Annotated in this window: 12 protein-coding genes; 8 read left to right on the top strand and 4 right to left on the bottom strand. The window is 64.2% G+C overall.

Annotated elements, in window-relative coordinates; genetic code table 11:
* Positions 1–8 precede the first annotated feature (8 nt).
* Complete coding sequence (locus AB4M76_RS00950) at positions 9–365, top strand: antibiotic biosynthesis monooxygenase (protein ID WP_368439983.1); 357 nt, start codon at positions 9–11, stop codon at positions 363–365.
* A gap of 2 nt (positions 366–367) precedes the next feature.
* Here AB4M76_RS00950 and AB4M76_RS00945 read toward each other — a convergent pair whose 3' ends face one another.
* Both AB4M76_RS00945 and AB4M76_RS00940 read right to left on the bottom strand, forming a co-directional pair.
* The gene (locus AB4M76_RS00945; RefSeq protein ID WP_368439982.1) at positions 368–1,897 is read right to left on the bottom strand and encodes a cryptochrome/photolyase family protein; all 1,530 of its coding nucleotides are present in this window, start codon (positions 1,895–1,897) and stop codon (positions 368–370) included.
* The gene (locus AB4M76_RS00940) at positions 1,891–2,559 is read right to left on the bottom strand and encodes an SDR family NAD(P)-dependent oxidoreductase (RefSeq protein WP_368439981.1); all 669 of its coding nucleotides are present in this window, start codon (positions 2,557–2,559) and stop codon (positions 1,891–1,893) included. Before AB4M76_RS00940 ends, AB4M76_RS00945 begins: the two co-directional genes overlap by 7 nt.
* A gap of 305 nt (positions 2,560–2,864) precedes the next feature.
* Between AB4M76_RS00940 and AB4M76_RS00935 the strand changes: the two genes are divergently transcribed.
* Positions 2,865–4,433, top strand: a complete 1,569-nt coding sequence (locus AB4M76_RS00935) for a 2-isopropylmalate synthase (protein ID WP_368439980.1) — start codon at positions 2,865–2,867, stop codon at positions 4,431–4,433.
* A 595-nt stretch (positions 4,434–5,028) separates the two neighbouring features.
* On the opposite strand, the gene AB4M76_RS00930 is transcribed toward AB4M76_RS00935, so the two are convergent.
* Positions 5,029–5,610, bottom strand: a complete 582-nt coding sequence (locus AB4M76_RS00930) for a VOC family protein (RefSeq protein WP_368439979.1) — start codon at positions 5,608–5,610, stop codon at positions 5,029–5,031.
* Between the two features lie 186 nt (positions 5,611–5,796).
* On the opposite strand from AB4M76_RS00930, the gene AB4M76_RS00925 reads away from it, so the two are divergent.
* From AB4M76_RS00925 to AB4M76_RS00900, 6 genes are all read left to right on the top strand, one after another.
* Positions 5,797–6,843: a rod shape-determining protein gene (locus AB4M76_RS00925; RefSeq protein ID WP_368439978.1), complete on the top strand. Its 1,047-nt coding sequence runs from the start codon at positions 5,797–5,799 to the stop codon at positions 6,841–6,843.
* A gap of 71 nt (positions 6,844–6,914) precedes the next feature.
* Positions 6,915–7,817, top strand: coding sequence for a rod shape-determining protein MreC (gene mreC / locus AB4M76_RS00920; protein ID WP_174857948.1), 903 nt, complete (start codon positions 6,915–6,917; stop codon positions 7,815–7,817).
* Positions 7,814–8,353: a rod shape-determining protein MreD gene (locus tag AB4M76_RS00915; protein ID WP_368439977.1), complete on the top strand. Its 540-nt coding sequence runs from the start codon at positions 7,814–7,816 to the stop codon at positions 8,351–8,353. Before mreC ends, AB4M76_RS00915 begins: the two co-directional genes overlap by 4 nt.
* Before the next feature lie 15 nt (positions 8,354–8,368).
* Positions 8,369–10,318 carry a penicillin-binding protein 2 gene (mrdA, locus tag AB4M76_RS00910; RefSeq protein ID WP_368439976.1) on the top strand — a complete coding sequence of 650 codons (1,950 nt, stop codon included), beginning with the start codon at positions 8,369–8,371 and terminating at the stop codon, positions 10,316–10,318.
* Entirely contained in the window at positions 10,315–11,454 is a 1,140-nt protein-coding gene (rodA, locus tag AB4M76_RS00905) for a rod shape-determining protein RodA (protein ID WP_368439975.1), read from the top strand. Before mrdA ends, rodA begins: the two co-directional genes overlap by 4 nt.
* A gap of 3 nt (positions 11,455–11,457) precedes the next feature.
* The gene (locus tag AB4M76_RS00900) at positions 11,458–12,396 is read left to right on the top strand and encodes a 2-hydroxyacid dehydrogenase (protein WP_368439974.1); all 939 of its coding nucleotides are present in this window, start codon (positions 11,458–11,460) and stop codon (positions 12,394–12,396) included.
* Between the two features lie 15 nt (positions 12,397–12,411).
* On the opposite strand, the gene AB4M76_RS00895 is transcribed toward AB4M76_RS00900, so the two are convergent.
* Positions 12,412–14,424 (bottom strand): M3 family metallopeptidase, encoded by a 2,013-nt coding sequence (locus AB4M76_RS00895; RefSeq protein ID WP_368439973.1) that lies wholly within the window; start codon positions 14,422–14,424, stop codon positions 12,412–12,414.
* Between the last annotated feature and the right edge of the window lie 43 nt (positions 14,425–14,467).

Genomic DNA, 14,467 nt, shown 5'->3' with positions numbered 1-14,467 from the left:
AGCCGCCCATGATCGCCGTTATCTTTGAAGTCTTCCCCGACCCGGACCGCCGCAATGACTATCTCGACATCGCCGCCGAGATGCGCCCGCTGCTGGATGAGATCGACGGTTTCATCTCGGTCGAACGGTTCCAGAGCCTGACCGACCCCGACAAACTGCTCTCCCTCTCCTTCTTTCGCGATGAAGAGGCGGTGCAGGCGTGGCGGCAGCTTACCGCCCATCGCGGCGCGCAACAGGCCGGGCGGGCGGGCATATTCACCGATTACCACCTGCGCATCGCCCATGTGATCCGCGACTACGGCATGTTCGACCGGACTGAGGCGCCGCGCGACAGCCAGGAGGCCCACCCCCCGCAGGACAGCTAGGGTCAGACCGTCTCGCCCGCGTCGAGCCGTTTCAACCAGGCTTCCGCCTCGCGCAGCACGGTTTCACGCCGGTCGGCCTCCATCCGGTCCCATGTCGCATAGCTGTTCTTCATCCGCATATTGCCCTGAAAACGGTCCCGGTGCCGGTCGAGGAAATGCCAGTAGAGCAGGTTGAACGGGCAGGCCTTCTTCCCCGTCTTGGCGCTGACGCTATAGGTGCAGCTTTTGCAGTAATCCGACATGCGGTTGATATAGGCGCCTGATGAAACATAGGGTTTCGAGGCGATCACACCGCCATCGGCAAACTGGCTCATCCCCACGGTATTGGGCGCCTCGACCCATTCATAGGCGTCGGCATAGACCTCCAGATACCATTCATGGACCTGATGCGGGTGGCCCCCGGCCAGCAGGGCAAAGTTACCGGTGACCATCAGCCGCTGGATGTGATGCGCATAGGCGTGTTTCCGGGTCTGCGCGACAGTCTGGCTGACGCAGTTCATCTGCGTCGGCGCGCCCCAGTAGAAAGCGGGCAGATCCCGGTCATGGCGCAGCGCGTTGCGGGTCACATAGTCCGGCCCTTCGAGGAAATAGATGCCGCGCACATATTCGCGCCAGCCGAGAATCTGGCGGATAAAGCCTTCGGCGGCATTGATCGGCACATTCCCGTTCTGCCAAGCCTGTTCCGCCGCGCGGCAGACCTCCATCGGGCCGAGCAGGCCGAGGTTCATATAGGGCGAGATCAGCGCGTGAAAGAGATAGGGCTGCCCCACCATCATCGCGTCCTGATAATCGCCAAAACGCGGCAGGGCGTGGGTGATGAAATGCGCCAGCACTTGCAACGCCTGATCGCGGGTGGTGGCCAGATCGAAAGGCTCCAGATCACCGAAATTATCGCCATAGCGCGCGGCCACAAGGTCCAGCACCGCTTGGGTCTCGGCATCGGGGGTAAAAGTGATTGGGGCTGGAAAATCCAACCCCTCTTTCGGCGGTTTGCGGTTGTCGTGGTCAAAGTTCCATTTCCCGCCCGCCGGGTCGCCGCCCTCCATCAGCAACCCGGTCTCGCGGCGCATCTCGCGGTAGAAATACTCCATCCTGAGCGCCTTGCGCCCCTCGGCCCAATCCTCGAACCGCTTGCGGCTGGCGATGAAACGATCATCCGGCAGCAGGCGCGTGGGGATCGGCGCATGGGTGAGCTTTTCGATCAGCCGCCATTCGCCCGGCTCTGTCGCGATCACCTCGGTTGCGCCGGTCTCTTCGGCGCGGCGCAGCAATTCACCCATGATCGAGCCCGCGTTCTCGGGATCGTCCAGCGGGGTATAACGCAGGGTCCAGCCCTCGGCTTCCAAGGCGCGGGCGAATTTACGCATGGCGGCAAAGACCAGCGCGATTTTCTTGGGGTGGTGGCGGACATATTCCGCCTCCTGCGCCACCTCGGCCATGACCACCACATCGCGCGTCTTATTCGCCTCGCGCAGGGCCGAGAGCTCCGCGGTCAGTTGATCGCCCAGGACAAGGATGAGCCGGCTTACCATGGCACCGTCTTTCCCGCCCAGTCGTAGAAACCGCCGCTGTCCTTTGGGGTCAGCCCGTCGATCACGGCCAGCAAATTCGCCGCCGCTTCAGAGGCCGGAACCGCCGGGTGGCGGTGCAGGTATTTCTCGGTAAAGGCGGTCTTGACCGTCCCGGGGTGCAGCGCCACGCAGATGCTTTGCGGGTGGCTGCGGCTGAGCTCAATGGCCGCCGTATGCACGATCTGGTTCACCGCCGCCTTGGCGCTGCGGTAGCTGATCCAGCCGCCCAGATGGTTGTCGCCAATAGAACCCACCCGCGCCGAGAGCACGGCGAATACCGCCCGCCGGTCGCGCGGCAGCAATGCGCCCGCATGGCGCAGTACCAAAGCCGGGCCGACCGCGTTCAGCGCGAATTGATCCATCATCGCTTTCTGGGTGATGGCACGGAGCGACTTTTCCGGCGCCCCCCCGTCGATCTCCAACGCACCGGTGGCGACGATCACCGCGTCGAAAGGGCCGCTCAGCCGCGCCATCGCCGCATTGACTGAAACCTCGTCCATAAGGTCCAGCCCGTCGTCCGAACGCGACAAAGTGGTCACCTCCTCCCCCCGCGCCCGGCAGGCTTGGGCGAGCGCTGCGCCAATGCCGCCACTGGCGCCGATGACAAGCACCCGCGCGCTCACCGCCGCTGCGCCTGCGTCTGATGTCGAGAATGATGCACGCCGAAAATGCCCTCCGCTTTCAGTGGAAATAGGCGGCGCTGACGCTGGGGCAAACAAAACCCGCAAGACCCCTTTTCATTTGAAAAGACGGGCGTATAACTACCCCTATGACACAGGCCGTCCATATCCCGACCCTGCCGCGCGACTGCGCGGGCCTGCTGCGCGCCAACTTGCTGCTCCTAACGCGCCTCTGAGCGTGCCCTTCGGCGCGCCCGCTCAGAGGGATGTGTTGCGCGCCATGGATACCAGCAAAGAAAGAACCCAGGATGACCGATATGACGAAACAGGACCGTGTGCTGATTTTTGACACCACCTTGCGGGATGGCGAACAATCCCCCGGGGCGACGATGACCCATGCCGAGAAGCTGGAGATCGCGCAGCTTCTGGATGAGATGGGCGTCGACATTATCGAGGCGGGTTTTCCCATCGCTTCGGAAGGTGACTTCAACGCGGTGAGCGAGATCGCCCGCCAGAGCCAGAATGCCGTGATCTGCGGGTTGGCCCGCGCCCAGCTGGGCGACATCGACCGCTGCTGGGAGGCGGTGAAACATGCCCGCCAGCCGCGCATTCACACTTTCATCGGCACCTCGCCCCTGCACCGCGCCATTCCGAACCTGACCCAGGATGAGATGGCCGACCGCATTCATGAGACGGTGAGCCACGCCCGCAACCTCTGCGACAATGTGCAATGGTCGCCGATGGACGCCACGCGGACCGAGCTCGATTACCTCTACCGGGTCGTGGAGATCGCCATCAAGGCCGGGGCCACCACAATCAACATCCCCGACACCGTGGGCTATACCGCGCCGCGCGAAAGCGCCGATCTGATCGCCAAGCTGCTGGAGAATGTGCCGGGCGCCGACGAGATCGTCTTTGCCACCCATTGCCACAACGATCTGGGCATGGCGACGGCCAACAGCCTCGCCGCTGTCGAAGCGGGGGCCCGGCAGGTGGAATGCACCATCAACGGTCTCGGCGAACGGGCAGGCAATACCGCGCTGGAAGAGGTCGTCATGGCGCTGAAGGTGCGCAATGACATCATGCCCTATGAGACGCGCATCGACAGCACCAAGATCATGAACATCTCGCGCCGGGTGGCGACGGTCTCGGGCTTCGCGGTGCAGTTCAACAAGGCCATCGTCGGCAAGAACGCCTTTGCCCATGAGAGCGGCATCCACCAGGACGGGATGCTGAAGAACGCCGAGACCTTCGAGATCATGCGCCCTGCGGATGTCGGCCTCACTGAGACCAATATCGTCATGGGCAAACATTCGGGCCGTGCGGCGCTGCGGTCCAAGTTGGAAGACCTTGGCTTTGAGCTGGGCGACAACCAGCTCAAGGATGTCTTTGTCCGGTTCAAGGAATTGGCCGACCGCAAGAAGGAAATCTACGAAGACGACCTTATCGCGCTGATGCGCACGGCGACCGACCCCGAAGAAGACCGCATTCGTCTGAAATCGCTGAAAGTGGTTTGCGGCACCGAAGGTCCGCAGAGCGCGGATATGGTGCTTGACGTGGATGGCGCGGCGCAGGCGACCAGCCAGACCGGCGATGGCCCGGTGGATGCGGCCTTCAACTGCATCAAGGCGCTGGTGCCACATACGGCGCGTTTGCAGCTTTATCAGGTCCATGCGGTAACCGAAGGCACCGACGCGCAGGCGACGGTGTCGGTGCGGATGGAGGAAGAGGGCCGCATCGTGACCGGGCAGTCGGCGGATACCGATACGGTTGTGGCGAGTGTGCGGGCCTATGTGCATGCGCTGAACCGCCTGCTGGTGCGGCGCGAGAAGGGCGGCACGGACAAGCGCGAGATCAACTATAAAGACGTTGGCTGAGGGATGGGGCGGGGGTAAGACCCCGCCCTTTTCTCCTGAGGGCCATCGCCTGCCCGCGGGTCGGCGATCCGACCTCATGTCGCCGCCACTTTATGGCTCAACCATGATCTGTGTTCGCATTGTCGCGCCCAGCCTCACCAAATCGCCTACCCGGTCGCACCAAAGGTGCGCCTTGAATGATGGCACGCCTTTGGCGTGACGGGCGGGCAGGCACCTGCGGTTTAATTCCGGGCAAGGCGGCATGGGAAACCATCGGGAAAGACGGTCTGCCCCCTTTGCACAGCTACCTGCGGGCTTGTAACACCAGAAGCCATAATGAACGAGGGCCAGCGCCTGCCCGCGGGTTGGCGATCCGACAAGCGCGTCGTGCCACTTTATGGTTCAACCATGATGTGCGCTCGCGAGGTTACGCCCAGCCTCACCAAATCGGCTGCCCGGTCGCACCAAAGGTGCGCCAGTGTATATCGGCACGCCTATGGCGTGACGGGCGGGCAGGCGATGGCCCGGCGCCTGCGGCTTGATTCCGGGCCCGGTGGCAAAGGGAACCGTCGGGAAAGAGGGTCAGCGTCTGCGGCTTACCTACGCGCCGCCCCCCTCAATACGGGTTCTTCGCCCCGCGATCCTCGCTCAGCGACGCCTGCCCCCGCTCCACGATCATCACCGTGGCATCCGCCAGATGCTGGCGCTGGATATGCTCATCTCCCGCCGCCACCCGCAGCTTATGCGCCTCCAGCATTACCTCGGCATGGCTCGATCCGCGCGGGGGAATGAACGTATAGCAGGCCAGTTCGATCAACAGCCCCAGCGGGTCTTTGAAATAGATCGAATGCATGAAGCCGCGATCCTTTACCCCCGAATGCCCGATGCCCCGCGCCTCCAGCCGCTCGATGGTCTGGTCGAACATCGCGCGGTCCACCTCGAACGCCAGATGATGCACGCAGCCGGGGTCCGTCGGCGTGCGCTTGTGGACCCGCTCCCGGGTCTCATTGGTAAAGATCGTGATCAAACGCCCATCGCCGGGATCGAAGTAAAGATGGCCCTCATCCGGATTGTCCAGATTGGGCTGGTCAAAGACAAAAGGCATGCCCAAGACCCCCTCCCAGAAGTCAATCGAGCTTTGCCGGTCTACCCCGGTGAGGGTGATATGATGCACCCCGAGTGTCTGGATTTTCTGCATGTTGCCGCTGACCTCCGTCCTGAATCCCCGTGAATCTCGCTCTGCATGATAGCGCGATGGCAATATCGCGCCACCTTTGCCGCCTTGCCCCTTTCACCCTGACCCCGCGCGTCCTATAAGGGCCAATAGCCCGTACATATTGCATGCGCCGGGTCCGTCCGAATATTTGCAAGGCTCCGCTATTCTATGACCATCCTCGATCAATTCCGCGGTCTGTTCTCCTCTGACATGGCGATCGACCTCGGCACCGCGAATACGCTGGTTTACGTCAAGGGTAAGGGCATCGTGCTGAGCGAACCTTCGGTCGTCGCCTACCACGTCAAGGACGGCGTCAAGAAAGTGCTCGCCGTGGGCGAAGACGCCAAGCTGATGCTGGGCCGGACACCGGGCAGCATCGAGGCGATCCGCCCGATGCGCGAAGGGGTCATCGCCGATTTCGACACCGCCGAGGAGATGATCAAGCATTTCATTCGCAAGGTGCACAAACGCTCGACCTTCTCCAAGCCCAAGATCATCGTCTGCGTGCCGCATGGCGCCACCCCGGTAGAAAAACGCGCCATTCGCCAGTCGGTGCTGAGCGCGGGCGCGCGCCGCGCGGGGCTGATCGCCGAACCGATCGCCGCCGCCATCGGGGCCGGCATGCCGATCACCGATCCCACCGGCAATATGGTCGTGGACATCGGCGGCGGCACCACCGAAGTCGCGGTGCTGTCGCTGGGCGATATCGTCTATGCCCGCTCGGTCCGCGTCGGTGGTGACCGGATGGACGAAGGCATCATCAACTACCTGCGCCGCCAGCAGAACCTGCTGATCGGGGAGACCACCGCCGAGCGGGTGAAAACCTCCATCGGCACGGCGCGGATGCCCGACGACGGGCGCGGCACCTCGATGCAGATCCGGGGCCGCGACCTGCTGAACGGTGTCCCGAAAGAGATCGAAGTCACCCAGGCCCAGATCGCCGAGGCGCTGGCCGAGCCGGTGCAGCAGATCTGCGAAGCGGTGATGACCGCGCTGGAGACCACCCCGCCCGACCTCGCCGCTGACATTGTTGACCGGGGCGTGATGCTCACCGGGGGCGGCGCGCTTCTGGGGGACTTGGACCTCGCCCTGCGCGAACAGACCGGGCTTGCGATCTCGGTCGCGGATGAGCCGCTCAACTGCGTGGCCCTCGGCACCGGCAAGGCGCTGGAGTATGAAAAGCAACTGCGCCACGCGATCGATTACGAGAGTTAACACTGGCAGAGTAGCCAGACCCGGCACGCGGCGACAACGCCCCGCCTGACCGGGTGGGAGTTTCAGCACAGATGGCCAGAGACCGGTCCAGTTCCAGCGATTTCACCGGCCCCCTGCGTCGGCTGCTTCTGGCTGTGCTGGTGCTGGCCCTGACCGGTGTCTTTCTGCTGTGGCGGATCGACAGCCCGCGGGTGGAACGGTTTCGCGCCCAGGTGACGGACCGTTTCGTGCCGAACCTCGACTGGGCCATGGCCCCGGTGACCGGCACGATCAACCTGTTGCGCGATTTCCAAAGCTATCAGCGGCTGAACGAACAGAACCGCGAGCTGCGCTCGGAACTGCGCCAGATGCAGGCGTGGAAAGAAGCCGCCCTGCAACTGGAGCAGGAAAACGCGCGGCTGCTGGATTTGAACAACGTGCGGCTCGACCCGCGGCTGACCTTTATCACCGGCACCGTGATGGCCGACAGCGGCTCGCCCTATCGGCAATCGGTGCTGCTGAACGTCGGCGCGCGCGATGGGCTGGTCGAAGGCTGGGCCACGATGGACGGTATCGGCCTTGTCGGACGCATCGCCGGCGTGGGCAAGAACACCGCCCGGGTGATCCTGCTGACCGACGCCTCAAGCCGCATCCCGGCAACGATCCAACCCTCGGGCCAGCGCGCCATGGTGACCGGTGACAACACCGCCGCCCCGCCGCTTGATTTTATCGAGAACCCCGAATTGGTCCGCCCCGGCGACCGGGTGATCAGCTCTGGCGATGGCGGGGTCTTTCCGGCGGGCATTCTGATCGGACAGGTTGCCGCCGATCCGGGCGGGCGTCTGCGGGTGCGTCTGGCGGCGGATTATGAGCGGCTTGAGTTCCTGCGCGTGCTGCGCCACCATGGCCATGAGGAAGTGCCTGACACCGCGCATGTGATCACCTCGGACGGGCCGCTGGCCGATCCGGCGGCCCCGGTGGGGATCACCCCATGACCGATCTGTCGCGCAGCCGTCTGTGGCTCATGCGGGGCGGTTTCGTCGCGCTGGTCCTGGTGATCCTTTTCTTTCACCTCCTGCCGCTCGAAACCCTGCCGCGCAGCTGGGCCGGGCCGGACCTGCTTTTGGCCTTTGCCTGTGCCTGGGGGCTGCGGCGGCCGGAATATGTGCCGGCGCTGATCTTGGCCGGGGTTTTCCTGCTGGCCGATCTGCTGCTGCACCGCCCGCCCGGTCTTTGGGCCGTGCTGGCCCTGATCGGGGTCGAGAACCTCAAGTCGCGGGGGCGGCATCTGCGCGACGCCAGCTTCGCTGCCGAATGGCTGACCGTCGCGGTGGTGCTGAGCCTCGTGATCCTGGGCAACAGGCTGCTCTTGGGTCTGGCGCTCTTGCCGACCCCGACCTGGACGCTGAACCTGACCGAACTGGTCGCAACCGTCGTGATCTATCCGCTGATCGTCTTTGTCACCCATGCTATCATGGGCGTGCGCAAAACCGCGCCGGGCGATCTTGATGCGCATGGCAAACGGGTTTGAACGGAGGCCGCTGGAATGAGACGCAACCGCGCTGACAATGACGCAAGCCACCTTAAACTGACCCGCCGCGCGGCGCTGCTGGGCGGGGCGCAGCTGCTGTTCATGGGCGGGCTGGCGGCGCGGATGCGCTACCTTCAGGTCGATCAGGCCGATCAGTTCCGCCTGCTGGCCGAAGAGAACCGCATCAACATCCGCCTGATCCCCCCCGCGCGGGGTGAGATTTTTGACCGCAACGGGCTGCAACTGGCCGAGAATGTCCCCTCCTACCGCATCGTCATGGTGCGCGAGGATGCGGGCGATGTGGAAAAGGTCATGGACCGTCTGGCGCAGGTCATCGAGATTGATCCGGAAGCCCGCGAACGCGCGCTGGCCGAAATGGCCCGCTCCGCCCCCTTCCTGCCGGTGACCATCGTCGATGACGTGAGCTGGGAGGTCGTCAGCAAAGTCAGCGTCAACGCCCCTGCCCTGCCCGGTGTCACGCCCGAGGTGGGCCTCACCCGCGTCTATCCGCGCAGCGAAGACTTCGCCCATGTGGTGGGCCGGGTGGGCCGCGTCAGCCAAGCGGATCTGGACGCGCTGGAAGACCCCGATCAGGTGCTGCGCATCCCGCGCTTTCAGATTGGCAAGATTAATGTCGAGGCCCGCGCCGAAAGCCTGCTGCGCGGCAGTGCCGGGACCAAGAATGTCGAGGTCAACGCGACCGGCCGCGTGATGCGCGAGCTGGAGCGGCGCGAGGGTCAGGCCGGGGCCGATCTGCAACTGACGGTGGATGCCAATCTGCAACGCTATGTGCAGGCCCGTCTGGGCGAAGAAAGCGCCGCCGTGGTGATTATCGACTGCGAGAACGGCGACCTCGCCGCGCTGGCCTCCTCGCCCAGCTATGACCCGAACCTCTTTATCGGCGGGATTTCTTCGGCCGATTACAACCCGCTGCTGAATTCCAAATACCGCCCGCTGGTCAACAAACCGGTGCAGGGCACCTACCCGCCCGGCTCGACCTTCAAGATGATCGTGGCGCTGGCCGCCATCGAAGAGGGCATCGTCACCCCCGACGATACCGCCTATTGCCCCGGCCATCTGGAAGTCGCGGGGCGGCGTTTTCACTGTTGGAAACGCGCCGGCCATGGCTGGGTCGATCTGCAGCAGTCGCTCAAGCAATCCTGTGACGTCTATTACTACGATCTGGCCGTGAAAGTCGGGATCGAAAAGATCACCGCCATGGCCAACCGCTTTGGCCTGGGCGTGAAACATGATCTGGCGCTGTCTTCGGTCGCCGGGGGGCTGACGCCCACGAAACAATGGAAACGCGCGGCGCGGGGCGAGGAATGGGTCGTGGGCGACACGGTTAACGCCTCCATCGGACAGGGGTTCAACCTTGCCTCGCCGCTGCAACTGGCGATCATGACCGCCCGGATCGCCACCGGCCGCGCGGTGGACCCGCGGCTGATCAAATCCATCGACGGGGTGGAACAGCCCAGCGGCGCCGGGGCGCCGATGGGGCTGAACGAGAACCACATGCGGCAGGTGCGCAAGGCGATGTATGACGTGGTCAATGACCGGCGCGGCACCGGCTACCGCAGCCGGATCATCGACGACACGATGCGCATGGCGGGCAAGACCGGCACCAGTCAGGTCCGCAACATCACCGCCGCCGAACGCGCCCGCGGGGTGACCCGCAACGCAGACCTGCCATGGGAACGCCGCGACCACGCGCTTTTCGTCGGCTTCGCACCTTTCGACAAACCGCGCTATGCGGTCGCCGTGCTGGTCGAACATGGCGGCGGCGGCTCCACCGCGGCGGCCCCCATCGCGCGGGATGTGATATTGCAGGCCATGGCCGGGGGCGAGCCCCCGCTTGACGCCTATCCGAAATCTGACCGCGGCCGGATCAAGACCCAGCAGGAAAAGCTCCGCGATCTGGCCCCCGGCACCGTCGCCGCGTCAGAGGGTGAGGATCAGGCATGAGCTATCTTGAACATACGGTCAAATCCGTCCCCACCGGGCTGCGCAAGATCCTGTTCATGAACTGGCCGCTGGCGATCTTGCTGACCTCGGTCGCGGGGATTGGCTTTCTGATGCTCTATTCCGTCGCGGGCGGGTCGTTCTCCCCCTGGGCCGAGCCGCAGATCAAGCGGTTTGGCCTTGGGCTCGCGATCATGTTCTCGGTCGGCATGGTGCCGATCTGGCTTTGGCGCAACCTTGCCGGGGTAGCCTATGGCGGGACGCTGATGCTGCTGGTCGCAGTGGAGCTTTTCGGCTCCGTCGGCATGGGGGCGCAGCGCTGGATCGACATTGGCTTCATGCGCTTGCAGCCCTCGGAATTGATGAAGATCACGCTGGTCCTGTTTCTGGCCGCCTATTACGACTGGCTCCCGGTCAAGAAAGTCTCGCGCCCCTTTTGGGTGCTGCTGCCCATTCTGATCATTCTGGTGCCGACCGCGCTGGTGCTGAAACAGCCCGATCTCGGCACCTCGATCTTGCTGCTGACGGCGGGGGGCGGGCTGATGTTCCTCGCCGGTGTGCATTGGGCCTATTTTGCCGCCGTCATCGCCGCCGCCATCGGACTGGTCACGGCGGTGTTCCAATCGCGCGGCACGCCGTGGCAATTGCTCAAGGACTATCAATATCGGCGCATCGATACGTTCATCGACCCCAGCCAAGACCCCTTGGGCGCAGGCTATCACATCACCCAGTCCAAGATCGCGCTTGGCTCGGGCGGCTGGTCCGGGCGCGGCTATATGCAGGGCACGCAATCGCGGCTGAACTTCCTGCCGGAAAAACACACCGACTTTATCTTCACCACATTGGCCGAAGAGTTTGGCTTTGTCGGCGGCGTGTCGCTCTTGTGCCTCTATGCGCTGATCATCCTGTTCTGCGTGGTCTCGGCGGTCAAGAACAAGGACCGTTTTGCCAGTCTGCTGACACTGGGCATCGCGCTCAATTTCTTTCTGTTTTTCGCCGTCAACATGTCGATGGTCATGGGGCTGGCCCCGGTGGTGGGCGTGCCGCTGCCGATGGTGAGCTACGGTGGCTCGGCCATGTTGGTGCTGCTCTTGGCCTTTGGCCTGGTGCAATCGGCACATGTTCATAGACCGAGGTAATTTATGACGATCAATATTCTTTTTGCCGCCAAAGCCGAACGCTGGGCGGGCTATAGGCAACCGCTGACCGACGCGCTGACAGAGGCGCTGCCGGGGCAGGATTTCAAGCTCGACACCGAATTTGCGCCCGAAGAGGTTGATTATATCGTCTATGCGCCGAACAGCGACTTGCAGGATTTCACCCCCTATACCCGCGCCAAGGCGGTGCTGAACCTCTGGGCCGGGGTGGAGAATATCACCGGCAATGAGACCCTGAAAATCCCCCTGACCCGTATGGTCGACTTCGGCCTGACCCACGGCATGGTCGAATGGTGTGCGGGCCATGTGCTGCGCCATCATCTGGGGATGGATACCGACATCCTGCGCAAGGACGCCAAATGGGAGCCGCGCACCCCGCCGCTGGCCCGCGAACGCGGCGTGGCGGTACTGGGCATCGGCGCGCTTGGTCAGGCGGTGACCGAGGCGCTGGTGGGTCTGGGCTTCGACGTGACCGGCTGGTCGCGTAGTGAAAAGCAGATTGAGGGCCTGCGCTGCCTGCATGGTGACGAAGGTCTGACCGAGGCGCTTAAGCGCGCCGAGATCGCCGTGCTGCTGATGCCCGACACGCCCGCCACGCAGAATGTGCTCAACGCCGAGACATTGGCGCAGATGCCCAAGGGTGCGTTCATCATCAACCCCGGACGCGGCCCGCTGATCGACGACGACGCGCTGCTCGCCGCACTCGACAGCGGCCAGATCGCCCATGCGACGCTGGATGTCTTCCGGGTCGAGCCCCTGCCCGAGGACCACCCCTATTGGGCGCATCCCAATGTCACCGTGACCCCGCATATCGCGGCGGCGACGCGCAATGACACGGCGTCAGAGGTGATCGCCGAGAACATCCGCCGCAGCGAGGCCGGGGAGCCTTTGCTGCATGTGGTGGACCGCGACCGGGGGTATTGACCCCCGGCCCCGCGTTCAGGCGGCCAAGCCGCGCCCCTTGAGCAGCGCTTCCACCCCCGGCAAACGGCCCCGGAAGGCGGTGTAAAGCTCTGCCGGATCGCGGCTGCCGCCGGTCGAAAGGATATGGGTCTCCAGCGCTTCTGCCCGCTCCGCGTCAAAGGCACCGCCTGCTTCCTCGAAAGCGGCAAAGGCATCGGCGTCCATCACCTCGGACCACATGTAGCTGTAGTAAGCGCTGGAATAGCCGTCGCCCGAAAAGACATGCGCGAACTGCGGCGTGGCATGGCGCATCCGGATCGCCTGCGGCATGCCGATGCCGTCCAGAACCTCGGCCTGTTTCGCCATCGGATCGGCGGGCGGCGCGCCATCATGAAACTCCAGATCGACCAGCGCCGAAGCGATGTATTCGACCGTCTGAAACCCCATGTCGAAGGTCGCCGCCTTGAGCACCTTGTCGAGCATCTCGCGCGGCATCGGCGCACCCGTCTTGGCATGGGTGGCGAATTTTTCGAGCACCTCGGGCTGGTCCAGCCAATGCTCATAAAGCTGGCTCGGCAATTCCACAAAGTCCCGCGCCACGGAGGTGCCGCTGACGCTTTCATAGGTCACATCCGAGAGCATCTGGTGCAACGCATGGCCGAATTCGTGAAACAGCGTGCGCGCGTCGTCATAGGACAGCAGCGCCGGATCGCCCTTGGCAAAGTTGCAGACGTTGATCACCACCGGGGACTGTTCGCGCGGGAACTTCGCCTGCGCCCGCATCGCCGAACACCAGGCGCCCGAGCGTTTCGAGCCGCGGGCGAAGTAATCGCCGATGAAGACCGCCACATGGTCCCCGCCCCGCGTCACCTCCCAGGCCCGGCAGTCGGGGTGGTAGAGCGGCACGTCGAGGGGGGCAAATTCCAGACCGAACAGCCGCTTGGCACAGTCAAAGGCCGCGTCGATCATTCGGTCGAGCTGGAAATAGGGTTTCAGCGCCGCCTCATCGAGATCATGCTCCGCCGCCCGGCGTTTCTCGGCGTAGTAGCGCCAATCCCAGGGCTCCAGCGGGCCGTTCACACCGTCTTCCTGCATCAATGCGGTCAGCACCTCGGCATCGGCATCGGCCTGCGCTTTGGCGGGCTTCCAGACCGACATCAGCAAGTCGCGCACCGCGTCCGGGGTCTTGGCCATCTCGGTTTCCAGCTTATAGGCCGCGAAATTGTCATAGCCGAGCAGCGCCGCGCGTTCCTTGCGCAGGGCCAGCGTTTCGGCGGCAATCGCGCGGTTGTCGGTCTCGCCGCCATTCGCCCCGCGCGCTTCCCATGCGCGAAAGGCTTTCTCGCGCAGATCACGCCGGTCGGAGAATTGCAGGAAGGGCACGATCAGCGAGCGCGAGAGCGTCACCACCGGGCCATCTGCGCCCTTTTCCTCTCCCGCCGCGCGGGCCGTGTCGACCACGAAATCCGGCAGGCCGGTCAGGTCGCCTTCGCCCAGCGGCATGAACCAGTCGCGCTCATCCGCCAGCAGGTTCTGGGTGAACTGCGTGCCCAAGACCGCCAGCCGCGCCTTGATCTCCTTCATGCGTTTGGCGGCCTCTCCGGTCAGCGCGGCCCCTGCGCGAACGAAACCGCGGTGGGTCAGCATCAGGACCCGGGCCTGCTCATCGGTCAGGTCCAAGCCGTCGCGCGCCGCCCAGACCGCCGCGATCCGGGCAAAGAGCGCCTCATTGCCCGAAATCGCCGATTGATGCGCCGCCAGCTCTGGTGAGAACTCCCGCTGCAAGGCCTCGCGCGTCGGGGTGCTGTCGGCCCCGGCGACGGTGAAGAACACGCTCAGCACCTTGTCGAGCGCCTGGCCGGAGGCCTCAAGCGCCTCGATCGTATTGGCGAAGCTGGGCGCGTCAGGGTTATTGGCAATCGCGTCAATCTCGGCCCGGTGGGCGGCCAGCGCCTCTTGCAGCGCGGGGGCGAAATCGTCGTCGGAAATACGGTCAAAGGGGGCGATGCCGAAGGGGGTGTCCCAATCGGCCAGCAGCGGGTTTGTCATGAAAGTCTCCTTTGCGCCCAAGATGGGGCGCGGGAGGAGGACT

Source organism: Sulfitobacter sp. PS-8MA, from assembly GCF_040933935.1.
GTDB lineage: Bacteria > Pseudomonadota > Alphaproteobacteria > Rhodobacterales > Rhodobacteraceae > Sulfitobacter.
The sequence above is the reverse complement of the archived record's forward strand: the minus strand, read 5'-3'. Positions and strand labels throughout refer to the sequence as shown.

Excerpts from the sequence above, each read along its gene's own strand:
- AB4M76_RS00900 (WP_368439974.1), top strand. The coding sequence starts at position 11,458 with ATGACGATCAATATTCTTTTTGCCGCCAAAGCCGAACGCTGGGCGGGC.
- rodA (WP_368439975.1), top strand. The coding sequence starts at position 10,315 with ATGAGCTATCTTGAACATACGGTCAAATCCGTCCCCACCGGGCTGCGC.
- AB4M76_RS00895 (WP_368439973.1), bottom strand. The coding sequence starts at position 14,424 with ATGACAAACCCGCTGCTGGCCGATTGGGACACCCCCTTCGGCATCGCC.
- mreC (WP_174857948.1), top strand. The coding sequence starts at position 6,915 with ATGGCCAGAGACCGGTCCAGTTCCAGCGATTTCACCGGCCCCCTGCGT.
- AB4M76_RS00935 (WP_368439980.1), top strand. The coding sequence starts at position 2,865 with ATGACCGATATGACGAAACAGGACCGTGTGCTGATTTTTGACACCACC.
- mrdA (WP_368439976.1), top strand. The coding sequence starts at position 8,369 with ATGAGACGCAACCGCGCTGACAATGACGCAAGCCACCTTAAACTGACC.
- AB4M76_RS00950 (WP_368439983.1), top strand. The coding sequence starts at position 9 with ATGATCGCCGTTATCTTTGAAGTCTTCCCCGACCCGGACCGCCGCAAT.
- AB4M76_RS00925 (WP_368439978.1), top strand. The coding sequence starts at position 5,797 with ATGACCATCCTCGATCAATTCCGCGGTCTGTTCTCCTCTGACATGGCG.
- AB4M76_RS00930 (WP_368439979.1), bottom strand. The coding sequence starts at position 5,610 with ATGCAGAAAATCCAGACACTCGGGGTGCATCATATCACCCTCACCGGG.
- AB4M76_RS00945 (WP_368439982.1), bottom strand. The coding sequence starts at position 1,897 with ATGGTAAGCCGGCTCATCCTTGTCCTGGGCGATCAACTGACCGCGGAG.
- AB4M76_RS00915 (WP_368439977.1), top strand. The coding sequence starts at position 7,814 with ATGACCGATCTGTCGCGCAGCCGTCTGTGGCTCATGCGGGGCGGTTTC.